The sequence below is a fragment of the Micromonospora sp. DT233 genome, from assembly GCF_049841815.1.
In the GTDB taxonomy this organism is placed as follows: Bacteria; Actinomycetota; Actinomycetes; order Mycobacteriales; family Micromonosporaceae; genus Micromonospora.
Genome location: NZ_JBNCLB010000001.1, coordinates 205653 through 227738, shown reverse-complemented (window position 1 = coordinate 227738; position 22086 = coordinate 205653). Strand labels below are relative to the sequence as shown.

The following is a 22086-nucleotide window of genomic DNA, read 5'->3' as shown; positions in this document are numbered from 1 at the left end:
CCACCGACATCCGTCAGGGGACGAGATCCTCCGGCCGGATCGACGCCCGCACCGGCTCGGTCAACTCGAGCACCTCGCCCGGCTTGACGACCGACTGCTCGACATAGTGACGACCTTGCCGGCGGTACAGGTGCAGTGTCCCGCTCGCCTGCTCGACCAGCAGGTACCACTCGATGCCGGCGTCGGCGTAGTAGTGCATCTTGAGCACCCGGTCGGCGGACGCGTTGCTCGGCGAGATGATCTCGCAGACCAGCCGCACGTCGCTCGCCTCGATGTTGGGGTCGTCGAAGTCGATCTCTCCGGTGATCACGAGGTCCGGAATGGGGATGCGGCCCGGCTTGAGCCGGACGTTGACGGCCTCCAGCACGCGGAGCTTCGCTTCGCGGACCGGCGTCCGCAGGGCGGCCCGCAGTTCGCCGGAGATGTTCTGGTGCCGTGGGGTGGAGGCTGGGGTCACGTAGAGGCTCCCGTCGAAGAGTTCGACCCGTTGGGACGTCTCGCCGAGAGCGAGGTAAGCCTCCTCCGTCCACGGTCCGTCGTGGTCGAACACCGCCGCAGTCATGGTCACCTCCACCTCGGTCCGACGCGGATCGTCTCCCGGTCGCCGCCACCATGGTCGCACCGGACGTGCGAGCGAGGTTGCACCTTGACGTCGATGTCCTGGTGAGGGGTGTCGGCGGTAGATGCCGAGTCGTTACGCTGCCCCCCGCTGACAGCGCCCGACTCGTAGCTTATTTTCAGCCTCAGTGATCTGTTGCAGGTTCTCTTCGCACTGAGGGAGGCGGTCGTGGACAAGCCAGCACCGGCGCCCTCCGGGCAACCGGGCGACCGCCCCGGCGGGCCGGAGCAGCGCGCCGACGGCCCGTACCTTCGGGTCGAGGATCTGCGGGTGCGCTTCGACACCAGCGACGGGACGGTCCGCGCGGTGGACGGGGTCTCCTTCGCCGTGGAGCGCGGGCGCACCCTCGGCATCGTGGGCGAGTCCGGCTCGGGCAAGAGCGTCACCTCGCTGGCGATCCTCGGCCTGCACGACCCGAAGCGCGCCACCATCACCGGCGGGATCTCCCTGGGCGGCCGGCAGCTCGTCGGCCTCCCCGAGGAGGACGTCCGCCGGCTGCGCGGCCGGGACATGGCGATGATCTTCCAGGACCCGCTCTCGGCGCTGCACCCGTACTACACGGTGGGCAAGCAGATCGCCGAGGCGTTCCGGGTGCACCACCCGACGGCCGGCCGGCGGGAGGCCCGGCGGCGGGCCGTCGACATGCTCGGCCGGGTCGGCATCCCGCAGCCGGCGAACCGGTACGACCAGTACCCGCACGAGTTCTCCGGCGGCATGCGGCAGCGGGCGATGATCGCCATGGCGCTGGTCAACGACCCGGACCTGCTCATCGCCGACGAGCCGACCACCGCCCTGGACGTGACCGTGCAGGCGCAGATCCTCGACCTGCTGGCCGACCTGCAGGCCGAGTTCCACTCCGCGATCATCCTGATCACCCACGACCTCGGCGTGGTCAGCCAGGTCGCCGACGAGGTGCTGGTGATGTACGGGGGACGGGCCGTGGAGCGCGGCGCGGTGCAGCAGGTGCTCCGGCGCCCGCAGCACCCGTACACCTGGGGTCTGCTCTCCAGCGTGCCGTCGCTGCACGGCGACGCGGACGCGGACCTGCTCCCCATCCCGGGCAACCCGCCCAGCCTGATCGACCTGCCGCCGGGCTGCGCCTTCCACCCCCGCTGCCGGTACGCCGGACGCAACGGCGACCGCTCCCGCACCGAGGTCCCGGCGCTGCGCCCGGCCGGCGACGAGGAGGGGCACCTGGTGGCCTGCCACCTGCCGGCCGAGGAACGCACCCGGCTGTACCGCGAGGACGTCGCCCAGGTGGGAGTGGCCCGATGAGCGGGATGAGTGTCGACACCGAGCCGCTGCTGCGGGTCAGCGGGCTGACCAAGCACTTCCCGGTGCGCTCCGGGTTCCGCTCCACCGGCCTCGTGCGGGCCGTCGACGGGCTGGACTTCGAGGTGCGCCCCGGCGAGACCCTGGGCCTGGTGGGGGAGTCCGGCTGCGGCAAGACCACCACCGGCCGGATGCTGGTGCGGCTGCTGGAGCCGACCGCCGGGAAGATCGAGTTCGCCGGGCGGGACATCACCCACGCCGGTCGGCGCGAGCTGCGCCCGCTGCGGCAGGACCTCCAGATCATCTTCCAGGACCCGTACGCCTCGCTGAACCCCCGGCACACGGTCGGCCGGATCGTGGCGATGCCGTTGCAGGTCAACGGGATCGACCCGCCGGGCGGCGTGAAGAAGCGGGTGCAGGAGCTGCTGGAGCTGGTCGGGCTCAACCCCGAGCACTACAACCGCTACCCGCACGAGTTCTCCGGCGGGCAGCGCCAGCGCGTCGGCATCGCCCGCGCGCTGGCCCTGCGGCCGAAGCTGATCGTCGCCGACGAGCCGGTCTCCGCCCTGGACGTCTCGATCCAGGCGCAGGTGGTCAACCTGCTGCGCGACCTGCAACGCGACCTCGGGCTGGCGTTCGTCTTCATCGCCCACGACCTGGCCGTGGTGCGGCACTTCTGCCAGCGGGTCGCCGTGATGTACCTGGGCCGGATCGTGGAGATCGGCGACCGGGCCGACATCTACGAGCGCCCGCAGCACCCGTACACCCGGGCGCTGCTCTCGGCGATCCCGGACGTGACGGCGCTCGGGTCGGGCGGTCGGATCCGGCTGACCGGCGACGTGCCGACCCCGCTGGACCCGCCGTCGGGCTGCCGGTTCCGCACCCGCTGCTGGAAGGCGCAGGACGTCTGCGCCACCGAGACGCCCGCCCTGGTGCCCCGGGACGGCGGCGCGCAGTCGACGGCCTGCCACTTCCCGGAGACCGAGCGGGCCGAGCTGAGCGGTGCGGAGGTGACGCGGTGAGCCTGTCCCCGATCGAGGGCACGGCGCTGGTCGAGATCGAGTCCACCGGCGACGGCGACGGCGACGCGCCGAAGGCGAAGGGCTTCGTCGGCCGGTCGCCCGGCCAGCTCGCCTGGGCCCGGCTGCGGCGGGACCGCACCGCCGTGGTCAGCGCCGTGATGCTGATCTTCTTCGTGCTGGTGGCGCTCGCCGTCCCGCTGATCCAGGCGGTGTACGGGGTGGGCCCGCGCGAGCAGTTCCAGAGCCGGCTCGACGGTTTCGGCATGCCGCTGGGCTACGCCGGCGGCATCACCGGCGAGCACTGGTTCGGGCTGGAGCCGAGCCTGGGCCGGGACATCTTCATCCGGATGGTGCACGGCCTGCGCACCTCGCTGTTCATCGCGTTCACCGCCGCCGTGATCACCGCCGCGATCGGCATCCTGCTGGGCACCCTCGCCGGCTACCTGGGCGGCTGGATCGACGCGGTGCTCAACTGGATCACCGACCTGGTGCTGGCGATGCCGTTCCTGATCGTCGCGCTGGCGCTGACCCCGACCATCGCGCTGCGCTTCTACGGCCAGCGCCAGGCGGTGCCGCCCGCGTTCCAGATCGGCGTGCTGATCGCCATCTTCGCCCTGTTCAACTGGACCAGCACCGCCCGGCTGGTCCGGGGGCAGGTCATCGCGCTGCGCGAGCGGGAGTTCGTGGAGGCGGCGCGGGCCAGCGGCGCGGGCCTGGGGCACATGCTGTTCCGCCAGCTCCTGCCGAACATCTGGGCGCCGATCCTGGTGTCGTTCTCCCTGGCGGTGCCGTCGTTCATCACCAGCGAGGCGGCGCTGTCGTTCATCGGCGTCGGGCTCACCGACGAGACGCCGAGCTTCGGCCGGATGATCTACCGCAGCCTGGAGTACCTCCAGACCGACCCGGCGTACGTCTTCTTCCCCGGCATCACCATCTTCGCGCTGGTACTCGCCTTCAACCTCTTCGGGGACGCGCTGCGCGACGCGCTCGACCCGAAGTCGTCCCGGTAGGGGTCCGCCATGCTGCGCTTCCTGGTCAAGCGGCTGCTCTCGGCCGCCCTCACCCTCTTCGCGGTGAGCGTGCTCAGCTTCCTGATGTTCTTCGCCCTGCCCCGGGACCCGGTCACCGGCATGTGCCCGAAGAACTGCAACCCGGAGCGGCTGGAGCGGGTCCGTCAGGAGTTGGGCCTGCGCGACCCGCTGATCACCCAGTACGCCGGCTACATGAAGGGCATCTTCACCGGCCGGGACCTGGGCAGCGCCCAGGGCGGCCGGTGCGACGCGCCCTGCCTGGGCTGGTCGTACGTCAACAACGAGGCGGTCTTCGACACCATCTCCCGGGTGCTGCCGGTGACCCTGAGCATCGTGATCCCCGCGGCGATCCTGTGGCTGCTGCTCGGCGTCGGCCTCGGCATGATCTCCGCGCTGCGCCGGGGCACCTGGCTGGACCGGGCGGCCATCGGCTTCTCGCTGACCGGCGCGTCGATGCAGCTCTACTTCGTCGGCGCGGTGCTGCTGCTGGTCTTCGTCTACACCCTGCGGCTGCTGCCGGTGCCGAGCTACACGTCGATATTCGTCAACCCGTTGAAGTGGGCCAGCGGGCTGGTGCTGGCCTGGGTGGCGCTGGCCTTCCTCTACTCCGCCATCTACGCCCGACTGTCCCGCGCGCAGATGCTGGAGACACTCTCGGAGGACTACGTCCGCACCGCGAAGGCCAAGGGCCTGACCAAACCCAAGGTGTACGGGCGGCACGCGCTGCGCGCGGCGATCACCCCGGTGGTGACCATCGCCGGGCTGGACGTCGGCGGGGCGCTGGGCGGGACCGTGATCACCGAGACCACGTTCGGCATCCAGGGGCTGGGGCGTACCGCGGTGAACGCGGTCAGCGACGGTGACCTGCCGACCATCATGGCGACCGTGCTCATCTCGGCGGTCTTCGTGGTGCTGGCCAACGTCCTGGTGGACCTGCTCTACGCGGTGATCGACCCCCGGGTGCGGTTGCGCTGACCGTCACCGGGCCGCCGCCGGAACTATCGACAACCGTTACCCAAACCGAAGTTTTCCGTCTTTACGATCCTCGGGACGTCGGGCGCCTCACGCCCGGCGGCACCGGGTGTAGGAGGTAGTTGATGAGACCACGCGCAGCGGTCGCCGCAGGCGGCGCCATCGCACTGGTGGTGACGTTGGGGGCTTGCTCGGAGAACACGGGCGAGGGCAGCACGGTGGACAACACCCGGCAGCAGACCGGGGTCATCGCCACCGACCCGAAGGACTCGCAGGGCCCGGCGGCCGAGGTGGCCGGGGCGAGCAAGGGCGGCACCTTCACCATCATCCGGGAGACGCCGATCTCCCACCTGGACCCGCAGCGGACGTACTCGTTCGCGGGCCTGATGACCAACCCGCTCTTCTCCCGCTACCTGACCACCTGGAAGGACGACGGCAAGGGCGGCCTGGTCCTCGTCGGCGACCTCGCCGAGACCCCGGGCACCAACGTCAACAACGACTGCAAGGTCTGGGAATTCAAGATCAAGGACGGGGTGAAGTTCGAGGACGGCAGCCCGATCACCTCCAAGGAGATCGGGTACGGCATCGCCCGGTCCTTCGACCCGGACCTCGCCGGCGGCCCGACCTACCTGCAGGAGTGGCTGGCCGACAGCCCCGAGTTCGACACCAAGTGGGACTTCAAGAAGAACAAGACCTCGCTGCCGCCGGGGCTGACCACCCCGGACCCGAAGACCCTGCGCTTCGAGTTCGCCAAGCCCCGCTGCGACCTGCCGTTCGCCGCGTCGCTGCCGACCAGCGCCCCGCTGAAGGCCGACCAGGACACCGGCGTCAACCTGGACCAGAAGCCGTTCTCGTCCGGCCCGTACAAGGTCGCCAAGAACCAGGTCGGCGTGCAGCTCACCCTGGACCGTAACCCGCACTGGGACGCCAAGACCGACCCGGTGCGCCACCAGTACCCGGACCAGTTCGTGTGGAGCTTCGGCCCGACCGCCGACGCCGCGAACAACCGGGTGATCGCCGACAACGGCGCCGACCAGAGCGCGATCGCCTTCAACTACGTGCCGCCGGCGCTGGTCGCCAAGGTGGCCCAGGACCCGGCGCTGAAGTCGCGCAGCATCCTCTCCCCGACGCCGAGCGCCAACAACCTCGTCATCAACAACCAGCGGGTGACGGACCTGTCGGTCCGCCGGGCGCTCAACTACGCCATCGACCGGGACGGCCTGATCAAGGCCGTCGGCGGCCAGACCGTGGCCCAGCCGATGACCACCCTGATGCCGGCGTCGACGATCGGCTACCAGGCGTACGACGCGTACCCGGCCGGGGCCAGCGGCAACGTCGACAAGGCCAAGGAACTGCTCGGCGGCAAGACCCCGGAGCTGGTCCTCGGCGTGGCCGACAACACCACCGAGCAGCGCATCGCCATCCAGCTCAAGAGCAACCTGGAGCGGGCCGGCTTCAAGATCACCGTCCGGAACATCCCGGACGACGCGAAGCTCGACGAGGTCAAGAAGAAGAACAACCCCTGGGACCTGTACATCGGCAACTGGGCGGCGGACTGGCCCAGCGGCGCGTCGATCCTGCCGGTGCTCTACGACGGCCGCAGCATCAAGGCCGAGGGCAACAGCAACAGCTCGTTCTTCAACGACCCGGCGATCAACGCCGAGTTCGACCGTATCCTCGCCCTGGAGCCGGCCAAGCAGGGGCCGGAGTGGGCCAAGGTCGACCAGAAGATCATGACCGAGCACGCGCCGGTGGTGCCGCTCTACGTCGACGTGGCGTACCTCGTGCACGGCTCCAAGGCCGGCGGGGTCTTCATCTCCAGCGTCTTCGGCTACCCGGCCTTCGTCAACGCGTTCGTCAAGCCGTAACCACCGCCTCCTGACGGTGCGCGGGGGCCCCTTCCCACTGGGAAGGGGCCCCTTTCGCGTCCCAGCCCGAGGCGGGTGCGGCGGTCCCAGCCCGAGGCGGGTGCGGTCTCAGGTCAGGTGGGTGCGGAGGAAGTCCAGCTCCAGCCGGAGCAGGCGCTCCGACAGGCCGCCCGCCGCCATGTGCGTCGCGCCGGGCAGCGGCAGCACCGAGTGCGGGCGGCCCGCGCCCAGCAGCGCCGCCGAGAGCCGCAGCGTGTGCGCGGCCACCACGTTGTCGTCGACCAGGCCGTGCACCAGCAGCATCGGCCGGGCCGGCTCGCCGGTCACCGGCGGCTCGGCGGCCAGCTCCAGCAGCGAGTGGTGGGCGTACACGTCGGTGCCGTCCTCCGGCGCGCCCAGGTACCGCTCGGCGTACGCGGTGTCGTACAGCCCCCAGTCGGTGACCGGGGCACCCACCACGGCGCAGCGGAACAGCTCCGGGTGCCGCAGCACCGCCAGCCCGGCCAGCCAGCCCCCGAACGACCACCCCCGCACCCCGACCCGACCCAGGTCCAGGTCCGGGTGCTTGCCGGCCAGCGCCGTCAGCGCGTCGATCTGATCGGTCAGCACCACGTCGGCGACCCGCCGGTGCACGGCCTTCTCGAACGACGGGGCCACCCCGGGGGTGCCCCGGTTGTCGACCGTCACCACCGCGAAGCCGGAGTCGGCCCACCACTGCCGCTCCAGCCAGGCCGCCCGGTCGGCGCGCACCTCCTGGTGCCCGGGGCCGCCGTAGACGTCCAGCAGCACCGGCAGCCGGCTGCCCTTGACGTGGTGGGTGGGGTAGACGACCGCGCTGGGCAGCCGCCGGTCGGTCACCCGCACCAGCATCGGCCGGGGCGCGTACGGCGGGGCCGCGGCCAGCGAGCGGAGCTGGGCCACCTCCCGGTCGCCGCGCCACACCGCCCAGGTGGTCCCCGGCTGCTCCAGCGAGGCGGTGCCGACCACCAGCGTGTCGCCGCCCACGGCGGCGGTGTGCCAGCCGGGGGTGGCGCTCATCCGCCGGGCGTCCACCCCGCCGCCGATCAGCGTCCGGACCCGGTACAGGTGCCGCTGGCTCGGCTCGCCCTCGCTCGCCTCCACCAGCAGGTCCACCGGGCGGTCGCCGGCGCGCAGCCGCCCCACCACCCGGCGTACGTAGAGCGAGGGCGGGGTGAGCAGGCTGCCGTCGGCGAAGAGGCAGCGGGCGTCGTACCCGTCGTGGGCCAGCTCGCCGCCGACCAGCACCCGGCCGTCGGGCAGGTGCGCCGGGGTGCCGGGGATCGGCTCCACCCAGCGCGGGTCGGCCAGCTCGGCGTGCACCTGCGTCTCCCCGGTGCGCGGGTCGACCGCCAGCACCAGGCCGTGCTGCTGGGAGCGGCGCAGCACCGTGATCAGCGGGTTGCCGTCGGCCCAGTCGACGGAGGTGAGGTACGGGTAGGTCTCCCGGTCCCAGTGCACGTCCACCCAGCCGCCGTCGAGGTCGAGCAGGTGCAGGCTCACCTCCGCGTTCGGCCCGCCGGCCTGCGGGTACGCGATGCTCTGCGGCGGGCTCGCCGGCTCCGCCGGGTCGTGCAGGTGCCAGCGGGGCAGCCGGGACTCGTCGACCCGGGCGGCCAGCACGCAGCACCCGTCCGGGGCCCACCAGTACCCCCGGAAGCGGCCGAACTCCTCGGCCGCCACGTGCTCGGCCAGCCCCCAGGTGACCCCGGCGTCCTCGCCGGCCAGCAGGGTGTCGGCGCCGTCGGCCGCGACCACCCGCAGCTCGCCCCGGCGCACCCCGTCGGCGGCGTCGGTGACGTACGCCAGCCGCTCGCCCGTCGGGTCCGGCCGCGGGTCGATCACCGGGCCCACGGCGGTCACCTCGACCACGTCGGAGTGCACCAGGTCGGCCCGGAACAGCCGGCCGGCCAGCGTGAAGACCGCCACCCGGCCGGCGGCGTCCAGCGCGTACGAGGCGATGCCGGCGGAGCTGATCCGCCGCCGCTCGCGCAGCGCCCGCTCCCCCGGGGAGAGCGCGGCCGGGGCGTCGCCGAGCAGCGCCGCCGGGTCGGCCAGCAGACGCTCCTCGCCGGTAGCCACGTCCAGCAGCCACAGCGCGTCGGCCGGGTCCTGCGGCCCGGACGAGCGCAGGAAGAGCACCCTGGCCCCGTCGTCGGTCACGCTGACGGCGCGCGGCGCACCGTGACCGAACCGACGGGTACGGGCGGCCAGCTCCGGAAAGTCCACACGTCGGATCGTAGAGCCGCTCCGGGGCCGATGTGGGTCACCTGCCCGGACGCGTCGCCCCGGAGGGGCTCCCCGGCCCGTTAGAGTGGCCGTCGTGACGACGCTGCCTGACCGCCGCCTCCTGCTGGTCCACGCGCACCCCGACGACGAGACCGTCGGCACCGGCTCGACGATGGCCCACTACGCCGCCACCGGCGCCCACGTCACGCTGGTGACGTGCACCCTCGGCGAGGAGGGTGAGATCCACGTGCCGGAGCTGGCCCGGCTCGCCGCCGCCGAGGCCGATCAGCTCGGCGGGTACCGGGTCGCCGAGCTGGCCGCCGCCTGCGCCGCGCTCGGCGTCACCGACCACCGCTTCCTCGGCGGCGCGGGCCGGTACCGGGACTCCGGGATGATGGGCCTGGCCACCAACGAGCACCCCCGGGCGTTCTGGCAGGCCGACCTCGACGTCGCCGCCGGGCAGCTCCTGGAGGTCATCCGGGAGGTCCGCCCGCAGGTGCTGATCACGTACGACCCGAACGGCTTCTACGGCCACCCCGACCACATCCAGGCGCACCGGGTGGCGATGCGGGCGCACGAGTTGGCCGCAGCCGAGGGGATCGCCCCGGCCAAGGTCTACTGGACGGCCATGCCCCGCAGCGTGCTGGAGGCCGGGCTGGACCAGTTCACCGAGTCGTCCGACAACCCCTTCGACGGCATCGACAGCGTCGACGACCTGCCCTTCGGCACCCCCGACCCGGAGATCGCCGCCCGGATCGACGCCACCGAGCGGCACGCCGCCAAGGAGGCGGCGATGCGGGCCCACGCCACCCAGATCCCGGCCACCTCCTGGCTCTACTCGATCGCCGGCAACTTCGGCGCCGAGTTCATGGGGGTGGAGTACTTCACCCTGGCGGTGGGCCAGAAGGGGCCGGGCAACGGCCCGTACGGCTGGGAGGACGACCTCTTCGCGGGGCTGGGCCTCGATGGCGGCCCCGACCGGGCCTCGGTCGCGGCGGCCGGCACCCGGTGACCCTGCCCGCCGCGCCGATGTCGGTCGTCCCGCCACCGCCCTCCGCCCCCGAGTCGGCCCCGCCCTCGCCGGGGCGGTCGCGGCGGCTGCTCGACCTCGCGCTGCGGGTCGCCGGCGGCCTGGTGGCGGTCCTCGGCGCGGTCGCGACCGGCCTGCTGGAGCTGATCTGGTCGACCGTCCGCGTCGACGGGCACCTGATCGGGGTGTCGGTGCTGCTGGCCGTGGCCGCCAACATCGCGCTCGGCTGGTTCGCGTACGCGGCGGTCGGCAGCCGCTGGGCGGTGCTGCTGCCGGGGACGCCCTGGTTCGCGCTGATGGGCGCGGCGGCCGTCCGGACCAGCGAGGGCGACCTGCTGCTGGCCGGGGACAACTGGGTCGGCCTGGCGATGATCGTCGCCGGGGCGATGACCTTCGCCGTGATCGGCTTCCGCCAGGTGCTGGCGCCGGCGCCGGCCCGCCGCCCCGAGGCGAGGCGTCACGGCGAGGCGTGACGGCGTGGCGAGGCGTGACGGCGTGGCGAGGCGTGACGGCGAGGCGTGACGGTGTGGCCTGACGGCGTGGCGTGACGGTGCCCGGCCGCGGGTGGTGACGGCAACCGGCTCGCGGTGGTAAGACATCCTGCGGAGGAGCCCGCCGTGGGTGCGGGCGGTACGGCGGGAGGCTTGTGATGAAGGATCGGTGGCGGGTGCTCGCGCTGCTGGCGGCGGCGCTCTTCGCGGTGAACGTGGCCGCCCGGGTGGTGGTCAAGCTCGGCTTCGAGGGTGACGACGCGGCCGAGTCGCGGGTGTCCCTGGCGATGTTCCTGGCGATCGGGGCGATCCTCGCCGGGCTGGTGTTCCGCTGGGGGCAGCACCGCTCGGTCGCCAACTGGGGCGGCGACGTGGCTGCCGCCGTGGGGGTCGCGCTGGCGCTGACCGTCCTGGTCGGGCCGCTGCTGGTCGGGCAGAACCCGTTCGACGGCGGGGTGGCCACGCTCTTCGGCGAGATCGGGGTCTACCTGGTGGCCGCCGCCGTCGGTGTCCTCGCCGGTCACCTGACCCTCACCGCGCTGGGCCGCGACCACCGCTCCCGGCTGCTGAAGCGCTACGCGGAGATCAAGACGGCGAAGCCCCGCCGCCCCGTCCGCCGCTGACCACCCCGATCGCCCGTCGATCTTGGAGTTGTGGTGCCCGAAGGGGCCGTTTTGTGGCGGTTCGCTCCCACCGCAACTCCAAGATCGACGGAGGCGGCCGGGCGTTGCCGTCCTTCGTCAGGGGGCGGTGCGGGTCAGGTAGCTGTGGTGGGTGGTGAAGCCCAGGGTGCGGTAGAGGGCCAGCGCGCCAGCGTTGCGCTGCTCCACCTGGAGGAAGGCGTCGGTGGCGCCCAGTGCGGCGCCCCAGTCGGCCAGTGCGCGGACGACGTGGGTGGCCAGGCCCTGCCGGCGCGCGTGCGGCAGCACCTCGAGCAGGGTCAGGCCGAGCCAACGCCCGCCCCCGGTGACCGTGCCCCGGCCGATGGCCAGCAGCTCGCCGTCGGCGTACACCTGGGCGAAGCAGAGCCGGTCCACGGCGGTGAGCACGTGCCGGGCGGCCTCCGGCAGGCCCCCCTTGCGGCCGGCGGCGACCGCGAGCCAGGCCGCCGACGGCGCGGCGACCAGCTCGACCGGCGGCAGCCCGGCACTGTCGGGCGGGCGTGGCGTGGGGCTTTCGACCGGCGGCGGCGTGGGGCTCTCGGGCGGTGAAGGCGTGGGGTTGCCGGGGCGTGGGGAGCCGGTGTCGGCCGCCCGTAGCGTGGCCAGCGGGACGGTCTGCACCAGCGTCGGCGGGCGGGTGCCCCAGCCCCGGGCGTCCAGCTCGGCGCCGACCGGCGCGGCGAGCGGCAACGGGGTGTTCACCAGGGCGGGCTGGCCGTGGTCGGCGTACCAGCGCGCGACGGCGTCCAGCGCGGCCGGCAGCGGCCGATCCGGGTCGCCCACCGGTAGCGCGGAGTTCGCCCGGCCGGTCCAGCCCTCGGCGCTGCGCAGCAACCAGTCGCCGAGCCGGCCCCGCACCGGCGCCGGCCACGCCTCGTCGGCGGCCAGTTCCAGCGCCACGACCGCAGCGGCCGTCGGCCGGCGGGCGGGCGGTACCCGCTTGGCCCGGTGCACCTCGGCGACGGGAACCCGCAGCCGGCCCCGGACGGTCAGCAGAGTGACATGGGTCTCGGTCAGCTCGACCAAGTCGCCCAGGGCGTCGGAGAAGAGCGGGCGGCCTTCGCGAATCCCCACAATCCGGCGGACCACGATCCGGTGTCCCACATCCTGCTGTCGGAGCACGATCGACCCCCTCCCCGGCGAGATACTAGGCTCTAACCGTCGCGGGTGATCGCGGCGTGTCTTGCGGAGGAGAAGACCGGTGACCTACATCATCGCCGAGCCCTGCGTGGATGTGCTCGACAAGGCATGTATCGAGGAGTGCCCGGTCGACTGCATCTACGAGGGCAACCGGATGCTCTACATCCACCCTGACGAATGCGTCGACTGTGGTGCCTGTGAGCCGGTGTGCCCGGTCGAGGCGATCTTCTACGAGGACGACGTCCCGGAGCAGTGGAAGGACTACACCGGGGCCAACTACGAGTTCTTCGAGGACCTGGGCTCGCCCGGTGGTGCCTCGAAGATCGGCAAGGTGGAGAAGGACGCGACGTTCGTCGCGGCCCAGCCGCCGCGCGGAGAGGGCCACTGAACCGGCCCGCGCCGGTCTCGTCGCGGCTGCCCGACTACACCTGGGACACCCTGGACGCCGCGGCCACCCTGGCCGCGGCGCACCCGGACGGCCTGATCAACCTCTCCATGGGCACTCCGGTCGATCCGGTGCCCCCGGTGATCCGACAGGCCCTGGCCGACGCCGCCGACGCCCCCGGTTACCCACTCACCGCCGGCACGCCCGCCCTGCGGGCCGCCATCGCGGCCTGGGTCGGCCGGGCCTGCGGCGCGGGCGTCGACGGCCTCGGGGTGCTGCCCACCATCGGCTCCAAGGAGCTGGTGGCGTGGCTGCCCACCCTGCTCGGGGTCGGCCCCGGCGACGTCGTCGTGGTGCCGTCGGTCTGCTACCCGACGTACGAGGCGGGGGTGCGCCTCGCCGGCGCCACCACCGTGCGCACCGACTCGCTGACCGCGCTCGGCCCCGACCCCCGGGTACGGCTGGTCTGGGTGAACTCGCCCGGCAACCCCACCGGCCGGGTGCTGCCCGCCAACCACCTGCGCAAGGTGGTCGACTGGGCCCGGGAGCGGGGCGCCGTGGTGGCCAGCGACGAGTGCTACCTGCCGCTGGGCTGGTCGGCCGACGCGCAGCCGGTCTCCGTGCTCGCGCCCGAGGTGTGCGGCGGGTCGTACGACGGGGTGCTGGCCGTGCACTCGCTCTCCAAGCGCTCCAACCTCGCCGGCTACCGGGCGGGCTTCGTCGCCGGCGACCCGGCGCTGGTGGCCGAGCTCCTGAAGGTGCGCAAGCACGCCGGGATGATCGTGCCCGCCCCGGTGCAGGCGGCGATGATCGCCGCGCTCGGCGACCAGGAACACGCCGACGCTCAGCGGGAGCGCTACCGGGCCCGACGGGAGCGGCTCTTCGCCGCGTTCACCGGGGCCGGCTTCACCGTCGAGCACTCCGAGGCCGGGCTCTACCTCTGGATGACCCGCGACGAGGACTGCTGGGCGACCGTCGACTGGTTGGCCCGGCGGGGCGTGCTGGTCGCCGCCGGCGTCTTCTACGGCCCAGGCGGGGCGCGGCACGTGCGCGCAGCCCTCACCGAGTCCGACGAGCACATCGCGGCGGTGGCCGCCCGCCTCGCCCGGCCCTGACCCGGCGAAGCCGGTGCCGAAGCCGGTGCCGGGCAGCCGGTGCCGGGCAGCCGGTGCCGGGCAGGCGGTGCTGGTGCTGGTCCGCGTACGCGGCGGAAGCGACGGAGGTGCTGACCCGTCCCCGCTGCGGCGGCGGGGCTTGCGTGGCGTGGCGAGGTGGGCGCGTTGGTGCTCGTGCAGTGAGGTTCGGCGCTCGCTGCGGCGGGCATGGGTGGGTGAATCGCGTCCGTGCCTGCACCGGGTGCATTCCTTGTCGCCATGGCGACAAGGAATGCACCCGAAGGTGTGAGGGCGGGGGTGCCGTCACGCTGGACGGTTCCGGTGGTGCCCCGCGCCGGGCGGCCGGCCCGGGGCACCACGCGGGTCACTCGCCGATGCGGCGGAACAGCGACACCAGGGCGTCGCGGCTGTGCTTGCCCAGGAACTCGCTGGAGAAGAGCTCCTGCATCGCCATGGTCCGCCCGCCGTGCAGGGTCAGCTCGGCCTTCAGCGGCACCTCGCGCCGCACCACCACGGAGGTGATCTCCTCGTACGGCAGGAAGGGGTGCCGGGTCGCCAGCTCGGCGACCGGCACCGATCCGACCAGCGCCCGCAGCCGCTCCTCGCCCTTGCTGGCCTTGCCGGGGTCGGGGATCAGCACCAGGCCCCGGTCCAGGACCAGCACGTCGTGCTCGACACCGTCGATCTTGAAGTTGGCGAGCCCGCCGACCAGGTCGGCGTCGTCGCCGGAGACCCGCCGCTGCACCGCCGTCGCGCCGGCCGGGTCGACGCCCAGCTCGGCGAGGCGGGCCAGCGCCACGTCCAGCGTGCGCGGGTCGACCGCCAGCTTGGCGATGTCGGAGAGGTCGCAGGGCTCGCCGTCCGGGCCGACCAGCCGGGCCGGGTCGGACCAGGAGAGCTGCCAGTGCGCCCACCCGGCGCGGATCGCCGCGTTGACCACGAGCGTGTGCATCGGGCCGGCGAAGCGGGCGGCGGCCTCCTCATCGGTGGAGTCGGGGAAGAACCGGACGGCGAACTCGCCCAGCCGACCCGCGCGAACCAGCTCCAGCACCGTCGACAGGCCGGGCTCCTCCGCGCCGGTGAAGCGGCCGGCGGCCCGGTAGATGCTGTCGGCCTCCTGCTGCCCGCCGGCGGCGATCGCCGCCGCGATGAACTCCGGCCAGGGCAGGACCTGCCGCCCCTCGTGGTCGATCACGATGCCCTGCAACTGCCGGCCCGCCGCGTCGACGTCGGCCAGCAGCCCGGCGGCCGGCCGGGCGTCGACGGCGGCGGCGTCGGCCGGCGCGTCGGCCATCGCGGCCACCCGTACGCCGATGGGCGGGTGGGTGTCCCAGCGGGAGCCCGGCCGGTCGGGCGCGTTCTCCCGCAGGTCGTCGATCTGGCCCCGCCTGCCGGCGAGCAGCTGGGCGAAGCCGCCGAACAGATCGTCCGGGGCGAGCCCCGCCGACCAGCCCGGCTGGACGTAGCTGCGCATGTAGAACGACCAGGCCGCGTCCAGCGCCGGCAGGGTGCGCAGCGCGGAGGCGGCCGCCTCGCGGCCGGCCAGCCGCACCGAGGACCGGTCGGCCTCCAGCTCCTGGCGGCGCGACGCGGCATTGTCCACCAGCAGGTAGAGCCGCGCGTATCCCCGGAAGACCCAGCCGACCGGGTTGTACCGGCCGATGCGGCCGATGGTCTCGCCGATCGCCAACCGCCCCCGGTACGCCACCCCGCCGAGGCGGGTGTGCCGACCCGAGTAGTGGCCCAGCTCGTGTGCCAGCACCGAACGGAGCTGGTCGACCCGCATCGCCTGCAGCAGCGGCAGCCCGACGTACATGGTCCGCCGACCGCCGACCAGGCCGAGCATGGTGCTCTGCTCGGCGACGGCCGCGTTCACCTCGGGCACCAGCCGGATCTCGTCCGGTGCGCGGGTGCCGACCTCGGCGGCCAGCGCGCGCACGGTGGCCCAGAGGCCGGGCGCGGCCCGCTCGTCGAGGATCAGCCCCGGCGCGGGCTCGTTCTTGGTACGAATGGCCCGCCAGAGCCCGACCAGCACCGCGCCGAGCGCGACCAGCAGCGGGATCGTGAGCTTGGCGGTGGCCAGGCCGCTGAGCCGCTGGTGCAGCCAGAAGCCGAGCGCGGCGACGGCGACGAGCTGAAGCAGCGCGACGACGTAGAAGCCGATCAACATGAGCACCGAGGCGAGAGCCCGGTACGTCGCGGCCATGATGTTGCCCTTTCCCCGTACGGCCACCGGTGTGGTGGCCGGCGGGAGGGACCGTACGGCGTGGATCTTGATCGGACATCCCCCTTCCGGCCAGGGCGGGAAGGCCTACCATCCACCGCACCCGATGGCACCCGCGCCGGCAGCCGACGGCATCCTCCGGCGGGCGTTATCCTCGGGGCCGAACGGGTCGGGGGACCTCGACGTGTGCCGATCGAGACGCCGAGGTGCGTAGATGGTGGAGAGGCCCGGTGGGCTCCGACGGGCGGCGGTGGTGGGCACCGGGCTGATCGGCGGTTCCGTGCTGCTGCGGCTGCGCGAGGCCGGGCTCGACGTCACCGGCTGGGACCCGGACGCCGCCACCCGCGCGCAGGGGCGGGCGTGGGGCGTCGCCTTCCCCGACGAGCTGCCCGAGGCCGTCCGCGACCGCGACGTGGTGTTCCTCTGCGGCCCGCTGTCCCGCCTGCCGCAGACCCTGCTGGCCGTGGCCGGGCTGGCCGGCGGCGACTGTGTGCTCACCGACGTGGGCAGCACGAAGGGCGGGATCGCCGACTTCGCTGCGGCGCACGGCCTGACCGGCCGCTTCGTGCCGGGGCATCCGATGGCCGGGGCGGAGCGCGCCGGCCTGGCCGCCGCCGACGCCGGGCTCCTCGACGCCGCCGCCTGGGTGCTCTGCCCCACCGCGGCGGGCCTCGACCGGTTCCGGGCGCTGGCCGCCCTGGTCGTGGACGTCTTCGGCGCGCGGGTGGTGCCGATGACACCGGACGCCCACGACGCGGCGGCGGCGCTCGCCTCGCACGTGCCGCACCTGCTGGCCGGCAGCCTGGCCGGCGCGGTGGCGGACGCCGGCGTACGCGACGCCGTGCTCGGCCTGGCCGCCGGGAGCTTCCGCGACGGCACCCGGGTCGCCGGCACCCCGGCCGCGCGGACGGCCGACATGCTGTTGAACAACCGGGCGCAGGTCCTCGACCAGCTCGCCCGGGTGACCGGGTTCCTCGACCAACTCGCCGCCGCGCTGCGGGCCGGCGACGCGGCGGCCCTGGTGGGGCACTACCAGCGGGCGCGCGAGCTGCGGCTCACTCTGCTCGACCGCGCGCTCTCCCCGGCCGACCGGCAGTTCCCGGTCGACGGGGCCGTCGCCGAGGAGTTGGCGTACCTGCTGGGGCTCGGGGCGGCCGGCGGCCACCTGACCGGCTGCCGGGTGGCGGGGGGCACGGTCACCTACACCGGGCACCTACCCGCCGCGCCGGCCTGACCCCCGGCCCGGCCTGACCCCCGGCCCGGCGCGCGGGCAGCGGTCGACAGAGAACCCGCAGGCGTCGATGAGGTGCCCGGCTCTGCTCTAGGGTGGGGGCATGGTGGACGAGCCGGTCGTGGTGGTGCGGGGCGAGGCGTACCGGGAGGTCGCCCCCGAGCTGGCCCGGTTCACGGTGACCGCGACGGCCCGCGACCGGGACCGGGAGGCCACCCTGACCCGGCTCGCCGAGCGGGCCGCCGCCGTCCGGGTGCTGCTCGACGCGGCCGAGCCGGCGGTGGACCGCCGGGAGACCGGCGACCTGCGGGTGTGGCCGGAGACGAGACGCTCCGGCGAGCGGGTGGTGGCCTGGCACGGCAGCGTCGCCACCACCGTCACCGTCACCGACTTCACCGCGCTGGGCGAGCTGATGCTCCGCCTCGCCGACCAGGACCAGGTGGAGCTCGCCGGCCCGTGGTGGTCGCTGCGCCCGGACAGCCCGGCGTACCGCGAGGCCCGGCACGCCGCGATCGCCGACGCGGTGGCCCGCGCCCGGGAGTACGCCGAGGCGCTGGGCGCCCGGGTGACCGCCCTGCTGGAGCTCGCCGACGGCGGGGGTGGCCCGCAGCCGATGATGGCCCGCGCGGCGTTCGCCGGTGACCTCGCCCAGGGCGGCCCGCCGGAGCTGGAGCTGGATCCGCAGGCGCAGAGCGTGCACGCGGCGGTGCAGGCACGCTTCACGATCACCGCAGCGGTCCTCGACTGATGCCGGCCGCGCGGGTGCTGCCGGTGGCGGAGCTGGTGGCCCGCGCCCGCGCACTGGCCGAGAGCGGCCCCCGGCAACTGCTCGGCATCGCCGGCGCACCGGGGGCCGGCAAGTCCACCCTGGCCGAGCGGATCGTCGCCGAGCTGGGGCCGGTCGCCCGGCTGGTCCCGATGGACGGGTTCCACCTGGCCCAGGCCGAGCTGCGCCGGCTCGGCCGGGACGGGCGCAAGGGCGCGGTGGACACCTTCGACGGCGGCGGCTACGTCGCGCTGCTGCGCCGGTTGCACCGGCTGGAGCCGACCTCGGTCTGGGCCCCGCAGTTCCGCCGGGAGCTGGAGGAGCCCATCGCCGGGGCGATCGAGGTGCCGCCGCAGGTCCGGCTGGTGGTCACCGAGGGGAACTACCTGCTGCTGCCCGAGGACCCCTGGGACGAGGCGCGCTCGCTGCTGCACCAGGCGTGGTTCCTCGACCTCGACGCCGACCTGCGCCGGGGCAGGTTGACCGCCCGGCACGAGGCGTACGGGCGGTCGCCGCAGCAGGCGCGGGCCTGGGCGCTGGGCAGCGACGAGACGAATGCGGCCCTGGTGGCCGCCACCGCCGACCGCGCCGACCTGGTGGTCCGGGTGGCCCCGCAGCCGCCGCCCGACTGACGCCACGGCCCCGCCGCCCCGGACGCCACGGCCCCGGACGGGCCGGCCGGCCCCGGACGCGGCCGCCGGGGGCTAGTCGACGCCCTCGCGGGGGGCCGGGACCGGCCGGCGCAGCAGCCAGGTCACCCGGGCCCGCTCGCGGCGGAACTCGGCGGCGTCCGGGTAGCCGCCGTGGTTGCGGATCGGCGGGTCGGCGACCTCCCCGCCGGTCGGGTGCAGGGCGTCCGGGTCGGGCACCGGCAGGTCCCGTTCTCCGGCGGCGACCTGCCAACCCAGCGGGTCCGTGGGCCGCCAGAAGTTGGTCCAGCCCGGCCACCCGGACGGCCCGCGCAGGGCGTCGGTCAGCGCCGGCAGCCGCTCGGGCCCGAAGTACGCCGGGAAGATCCGCCCGTAGAGGCGGGTGAGCTGGGAGCCGTAGGAGAAGAACCAGATCCGCTGTCGCCACCGGGCCGGGAGCTGGAGGATCACCGCCGCGCAGAGCACCGTGCCCTGGCTGTGCCCCGACAGGATGATGCCGTCCACCCGGCGCGGGTCGTGTTCGCCGAGCGCGAGGAGGCCGGCGGTGCGGGTCTGCAACTCGGGCACCGCCCGTTCGGCGTAGCTCGGTGGGGCGAGCGGGTGCGCGGCGCGGGGCCAGAAGGTGCCGATGTCCCAGAGCACCCCGACGGAGCGGCGCACGGTGTCGTTGCGGTACACCAGCAGCCCCACGGCGGCGATCGCCACCGGCAGCCAGCCCAGCAGGGCGTCGCCGAGGTCGGCCACCGTGCCGATGATCGTCGGCCAGCCGGTGACCGTGGCGGCGTCCGGCGCGCGGTGGGACAGGGCGGCGGCGACCCCGAGGGCGCCGAGCAGCGCGCCGAGGGCCGCGTACCAGCCGATCAGCCGCAGGGCGTGCTCACCGACCAGGCGGTGCAGGGCCCGGAAGGCGCTGACGTCCCGGCAGCGCCGCCGGTCGTGGGCGGAGAGGGTGTTCCCGGCAGGCACCAGCTCGGCGTACTCCTGGCGGCGCAGCCGGTAGAAGAGCAGGCCGGCGCGGAGCGCGAGCCCGGCGAGGGCGAGCAGCGCGACGGCGAAGGCGAGCCCGGCCCACATCACCGGCAGTGGCGCGACCACGCCGGCCCCGGCGTCCGTCGGTGAGCCGTCGGTGAGCCGGGCGGTCACCCAGTAGAGCATCCCGGCGCCGTACGCGATGCCGAGCAGCCAGCCGAAGCCGGCGACGACCGCCGGTCCCCGGCCGCCCCAGGCGAGGTCGGCGTGCGGTTGTCGGGGTGTGGCCGGTGTGGCGGGGCCGGTGCGGGGCAGCAGCAGCCCGACGCCGGCCAGGGCGAGCGCGGGGGCGCTGAGCATCCAGCCGTCCAGCCACGACGGCGCGGCGGGCGCGGCGGGCAGCCAGCCGGCGATCCAGCCGAACCCGAGGGGGAGCAGCAGCGCGGCGGCGAGCGGCGCGGCCGCCGCCCGTCGACCGGAGCGGGACACCGCGGCGATGGCCGCCAGCAGGAACACCTGGCCGGTGCCGTACCAGGCGATGACCCAGTCGTAGCCGGGCAGCGAGTGGTCGATCGCGCAGCCGGCGGTGGCCGGGTCGCGCAGACACCCGGCGGGCGGGCGTAGCTGTGCCAGCGGGGTGCCGGCGGGGCCGTCCGGCAGCAGCAGGAGCAGCACCGTGCCGCCGATCCCGGCGCAGGTCAGGACGATGACCGTGACGCTCCACGCCCCGAGCGGGGTGTCACCGGCGCGGCGGCTCAGCCAGGGTCGGCCCAGCGCCACCACCGCGATCGTCACGACCGCGACGAGCAGCCCGACGGTGGGCCAGGCGACGACGGCCCGTACGCCCAGGGGCGGGTCCATCGCCAGCACCGCGCCGAGCGGCACGGCCACCGCGACCGCTGCCCCGACGCAGAGGTGGAGCACCCCGGAGCGGCGCAGTTGCCCCTCGCCGCACCAGAAGGTGTGATCCTGCAACGGGTTGGTGGCCGGCGCGTCCTGGGTGGGGGCGTCGGCGGCCGGCGCGGCGGGCATCTCTGCCTCGTACTGGTAGGTCCGCCAGGCCAGCAGGCCGAGGAGGACCAGCAGGCCCAGCGGGACGGCCAGGCCGACGACCAGGGCGTGCGGGCCCTGCCGCCACCAGCCGTGGGCGAGGAACTCCCACGGCCCGGGGAGGCGACGCAGGCACTCGTCGTCGACGCACTGCCAGGCGATGAGGTCCACCCCGATGCCGGTGGCGGCGAGCACGAGCGTCCCGGTGAGGCTGAGGCAGAACAGCCGGATCAGCCAGGCGGTGATCCCGGAGCGGCTGCCCCAGCGCTCCTGGTCCGGGTCGGCCGGGATGCCGGGCCGGGCGTGCAGCGCCACGTTCGCGAGCGTGAACGGCAGCAGCAGCGTCCAGAGGGCCCGCTCCACGTCCCGCGCGGTCCGCGCGCCGGAGGTCAACTGCCCCCAGCTGTACGCCTCGACGACGACCGAGTCGTCCGGGCGGACGGCGGTGGAGCGGTAGAAGCCGGTCACCTCGTCCCCGGCGACCAGCCAGGGGCGGGGGGAGTCCTCGCCCGGTGCGGGGGTCAGCCCGAGCACCTGTGCCGGGGGCGTGTTGGACACCCCGTGGACGCGAAGTTCGAGCACCCGGCCGGCCATCGGTGCCTCCTAGTAACTGTCTCGCTACCCAGAGTGCACCCTGGGGGCCTGCTTCGGCTACCCCCGGGACGAGACGTTTTCGCAGGTCGGGGCGGTTGTGGCGGTCAGGCGAGGCGGCGTGCGACCCGGGCGGGGTTGCCCACCGCGACGACGTTCGCCGGCAGGTCGCGGGTCACCACGGCACCCGCGCCGACCACGGTGTCGTCGCCGATGTGGACCCCGGCGAGCACGATCACCCCGCCGCCGAGCCAGACGTTCTCCCCGATGGTGATGGGTTGGGCCGCCTCCCACTTCTGGCGGCGGGGCTCCGGGTCGACCGGGTGGGTGGCCGTCAGCAGTTGCACGTTCGGCCCGATCTGGGCGTCGGCGCCGATGCTGATCCGGGCCACGTCGAGGAAGACCGCGTTGAAGTTGACGAAGCCGCGCGGGCCGAGGTGGATGTTCCAGCCGTAGTCACAGTGGAACGGCGGGCGGACCCAGGCGTCGTCGCCGACCGTGCCGAGCAGGTCGCGCAGCGCGGCCAGTCGGCCCTGCGGATCGGCGGCCGAGCTGCGGTTGAACGCCTCGTTGCGGCGGGCGGCCCGGTCCAGGTCGGCCAGGATTTCCGGGTCCTCGGCGCGGTAGAGCTCGCCGGCGAGCATGCGGTCCCTCATGGAGGTCATGGCCCGATCCTCCCCGAAGTCGCTTGCCGGATCGTGCGAACTTTGTCACCTTCTGGTCTTCTCCTACGCATACCGAGTATGCAATT

The 22086-nt window shown here is 74.1% G+C and carries 19 protein-coding genes; 13 read left to right on the top strand and 6 right to left on the bottom strand.

Going from position 1 to position 22086, the window contains the following annotated elements; genetic code table 11:
• Nucleotides 1–13: 13 nt before the first annotated feature.
• A complete protein-coding gene (locus tag ACLQ2V_RS01060) occupies nucleotides 14–562 on the bottom strand; it encodes a Uma2 family endonuclease (RefSeq protein ID WP_425716428.1) in 549 nt (182 codons plus the stop codon).
• A 225-nt stretch (nucleotides 563–787) separates the two neighbouring features.
• Between ACLQ2V_RS01060 and ACLQ2V_RS01055 the strand changes: the two genes are divergently transcribed.
• The 5 genes from ACLQ2V_RS01055 to ACLQ2V_RS01035 all read left to right on the top strand — a co-directional run bounded on the left by ACLQ2V_RS01055 (nucleotide 788) and on the right by ACLQ2V_RS01035 (nucleotide 6784).
• The gene (locus ACLQ2V_RS01055) at nucleotides 788–1894 is read left to right on the top strand and encodes an ABC transporter ATP-binding protein (protein ID WP_425716427.1); all 1107 of its coding nucleotides are present in this window, start codon (nucleotides 788–790) and stop codon (nucleotides 1892–1894) included.
• Between the two features lie 5 nt (nucleotides 1895–1899).
• On the top strand, nucleotides 1900–2913 hold the full coding sequence (locus ACLQ2V_RS01050) for an ABC transporter ATP-binding protein (RefSeq protein ID WP_425716971.1): 1014 nt from the start codon (nucleotides 1900–1902) through the stop codon (nucleotides 2911–2913).
• Entirely contained in the window at nucleotides 2910–3923 is a 1014-nt protein-coding gene (locus ACLQ2V_RS01045; protein WP_425716426.1) for an ABC transporter permease, read from the top strand. The genes ACLQ2V_RS01050 and ACLQ2V_RS01045 overlap by 4 nt, the downstream gene beginning before the upstream one ends.
• Nucleotides 3924–3932: 9 nt before the next feature.
• Nucleotides 3933–4919 (top strand): ABC transporter permease, encoded by a 987-nt coding sequence (locus tag ACLQ2V_RS01040; RefSeq protein ID WP_425716425.1) that lies wholly within the window; start codon nucleotides 3933–3935, stop codon nucleotides 4917–4919.
• 122 nt (nucleotides 4920–5041) lie between these two features.
• Complete coding sequence (locus tag ACLQ2V_RS01035) at nucleotides 5042–6784, top strand: ABC transporter substrate-binding protein (RefSeq protein ID WP_425716424.1); 1743 nt, start codon at nucleotides 5042–5044, stop codon at nucleotides 6782–6784.
• A 108-nt stretch (nucleotides 6785–6892) separates the two neighbouring features.
• Here the strand turns inward: ACLQ2V_RS01035 and ACLQ2V_RS01030 are convergent, their stop codons facing one another.
• Nucleotides 6893–9031, bottom strand: coding sequence for a prolyl oligopeptidase family serine peptidase (locus ACLQ2V_RS01030; RefSeq protein WP_425716423.1), 2139 nt, complete (start codon nucleotides 9029–9031; stop codon nucleotides 6893–6895).
• An 85-nt stretch (nucleotides 9032–9116) separates the two neighbouring features.
• On the opposite strand from ACLQ2V_RS01030, the gene mshB reads away from it, so the two are divergent.
• The 3 genes from mshB (at nucleotide 9117) to ACLQ2V_RS01015 (ending at nucleotide 11175) form a co-directional block, all read left to right on the top strand.
• On the top strand, nucleotides 9117–10043 hold the full coding sequence (gene mshB, locus ACLQ2V_RS01025) for an N-acetyl-1-D-myo-inositol-2-amino-2-deoxy-alpha-D-glucopyranoside deacetylase (RefSeq protein ID WP_425716422.1): 927 nt from the start codon (nucleotides 9117–9119) through the stop codon (nucleotides 10041–10043).
• 17 nt (nucleotides 10044–10060) lie between these two features.
• Nucleotides 10061–10534 (top strand): hypothetical protein, encoded by a 474-nt coding sequence (locus ACLQ2V_RS01020; RefSeq protein WP_425716970.1) that lies wholly within the window; start codon nucleotides 10061–10063, stop codon nucleotides 10532–10534.
• A 176-nt stretch (nucleotides 10535–10710) separates the two neighbouring features.
• A complete protein-coding gene (locus ACLQ2V_RS01015) occupies nucleotides 10711–11175 on the top strand; it encodes a hypothetical protein (protein ID WP_425716421.1) in 465 nt (154 codons plus the stop codon).
• Between the two features lie 117 nt (nucleotides 11176–11292).
• Here the strand turns inward: ACLQ2V_RS01015 and ACLQ2V_RS01010 are convergent, their stop codons facing one another.
• A complete protein-coding gene (locus ACLQ2V_RS01010) occupies nucleotides 11293–12336 on the bottom strand; it encodes a GNAT family N-acetyltransferase (protein WP_425716420.1) in 1044 nt (347 codons plus the stop codon).
• Nucleotides 12337–12415: 79 nt separating this feature from the next.
• Here ACLQ2V_RS01010 and fdxA point away from each other — a divergent pair, with 79 nt between their 5' ends.
• A complete protein-coding gene (gene fdxA, locus ACLQ2V_RS01005) occupies nucleotides 12416–12742 on the top strand; it encodes a ferredoxin (protein ID WP_007464872.1) in 327 nt (108 codons plus the stop codon).
• Complete coding sequence (gene dapC, locus ACLQ2V_RS01000) at nucleotides 12739–13854, top strand: succinyldiaminopimelate transaminase (protein WP_425716969.1); 1116 nt, start codon at nucleotides 12739–12741, stop codon at nucleotides 13852–13854. The genes fdxA and dapC overlap by 4 nt, the downstream gene beginning before the upstream one ends.
• A gap of 364 nt (nucleotides 13855–14218) precedes the next feature.
• On the opposite strand, the gene ACLQ2V_RS00995 is transcribed toward dapC, so the two are convergent.
• Nucleotides 14219–16060, bottom strand: a complete 1842-nt coding sequence (locus ACLQ2V_RS00995) for a M48 family metallopeptidase (protein WP_425716419.1) — start codon at nucleotides 16058–16060, stop codon at nucleotides 14219–14221.
• Nucleotides 16061–16292: 232 nt separating this feature from the next.
• Between ACLQ2V_RS00995 and ACLQ2V_RS00990 the strand changes: the two genes are divergently transcribed.
• The 3 genes from ACLQ2V_RS00990 (at nucleotide 16293) to ACLQ2V_RS00980 (ending at nucleotide 18707) form a co-directional block, all read left to right on the top strand.
• Complete coding sequence (locus ACLQ2V_RS00990; protein WP_425716418.1) at nucleotides 16293–17312, top strand: prephenate dehydrogenase; 1020 nt, start codon at nucleotides 16293–16295, stop codon at nucleotides 17310–17312.
• A gap of 100 nt (nucleotides 17313–17412) precedes the next feature.
• Nucleotides 17413–18057 carry an SIMPL domain-containing protein gene (locus ACLQ2V_RS00985; protein ID WP_425716417.1) on the top strand — a complete coding sequence of 215 codons (645 nt, stop codon included), beginning with the start codon at nucleotides 17413–17415 and terminating at the stop codon, nucleotides 18055–18057.
• A complete protein-coding gene (locus ACLQ2V_RS00980) occupies nucleotides 18057–18707 on the top strand; it encodes a nucleoside/nucleotide kinase family protein (protein ID WP_425716416.1) in 651 nt (216 codons plus the stop codon). Before ACLQ2V_RS00985 ends, ACLQ2V_RS00980 begins: the two co-directional genes overlap by 1 nt.
• Before the next feature lie 72 nt (nucleotides 18708–18779).
• Here the strand turns inward: ACLQ2V_RS00980 and ACLQ2V_RS00975 are convergent, their stop codons facing one another.
• Nucleotides 18780–21338, bottom strand: a complete 2559-nt coding sequence (locus tag ACLQ2V_RS00975) for a hypothetical protein (RefSeq protein WP_425716415.1) — start codon at nucleotides 21336–21338, stop codon at nucleotides 18780–18782.
• Between the two features lie 104 nt (nucleotides 21339–21442).
• The gene (locus tag ACLQ2V_RS00970) at nucleotides 21443–22000 is read right to left on the bottom strand and encodes a sugar O-acetyltransferase (RefSeq protein WP_425716414.1); all 558 of its coding nucleotides are present in this window, start codon (nucleotides 21998–22000) and stop codon (nucleotides 21443–21445) included.
• Between the last annotated feature and the right edge of the window lie 86 nt (nucleotides 22001–22086).

Coding starts and splice junctions, on each gene's coding strand:
- ACLQ2V_RS01060 (WP_425716428.1), bottom strand. CDS start 562: ATGACTGCGGCGGTGTTCGACCACGACGGACCGTGGACGGAGGAGGCT.
- ACLQ2V_RS01050 (WP_425716971.1), top strand. CDS start 1,900: ATGAGTGTCGACACCGAGCCGCTGCTGCGGGTCAGCGGGCTGACCAAG.
- ACLQ2V_RS01040 (WP_425716425.1), top strand. CDS start 3,933: ATGCTGCGCTTCCTGGTCAAGCGGCTGCTCTCGGCCGCCCTCACCCTC.
- ACLQ2V_RS01035 (WP_425716424.1), top strand. CDS start 5,042: ATGAGACCACGCGCAGCGGTCGCCGCAGGCGGCGCCATCGCACTGGTG.
- ACLQ2V_RS01020 (WP_425716970.1), top strand. CDS start 10,061: ATGTCGGTCGTCCCGCCACCGCCCTCCGCCCCCGAGTCGGCCCCGCCC.
- ACLQ2V_RS01015 (WP_425716421.1), top strand. CDS start 10,711: ATGAAGGATCGGTGGCGGGTGCTCGCGCTGCTGGCGGCGGCGCTCTTC.
- ACLQ2V_RS00995 (WP_425716419.1), bottom strand. CDS start 16,060: ATGGCCGCGACGTACCGGGCTCTCGCCTCGGTGCTCATGTTGATCGGC.
- ACLQ2V_RS00990 (WP_425716418.1), top strand. CDS start 16,293: ATGGTGGAGAGGCCCGGTGGGCTCCGACGGGCGGCGGTGGTGGGCACC.
- ACLQ2V_RS00985 (WP_425716417.1), top strand. CDS start 17,413: ATGGTGGACGAGCCGGTCGTGGTGGTGCGGGGCGAGGCGTACCGGGAG.
- ACLQ2V_RS00980 (WP_425716416.1), top strand. CDS start 18,057: ATGCCGGCCGCGCGGGTGCTGCCGGTGGCGGAGCTGGTGGCCCGCGCC.
- ACLQ2V_RS00975 (WP_425716415.1), bottom strand. CDS start 21,338: ATGGCCGGCCGGGTGCTCGAACTTCGCGTCCACGGGGTGTCCAACACG.
- ACLQ2V_RS00970 (WP_425716414.1), bottom strand. CDS start 22,000: ATGACCTCCATGAGGGACCGCATGCTCGCCGGCGAGCTCTACCGCGCC.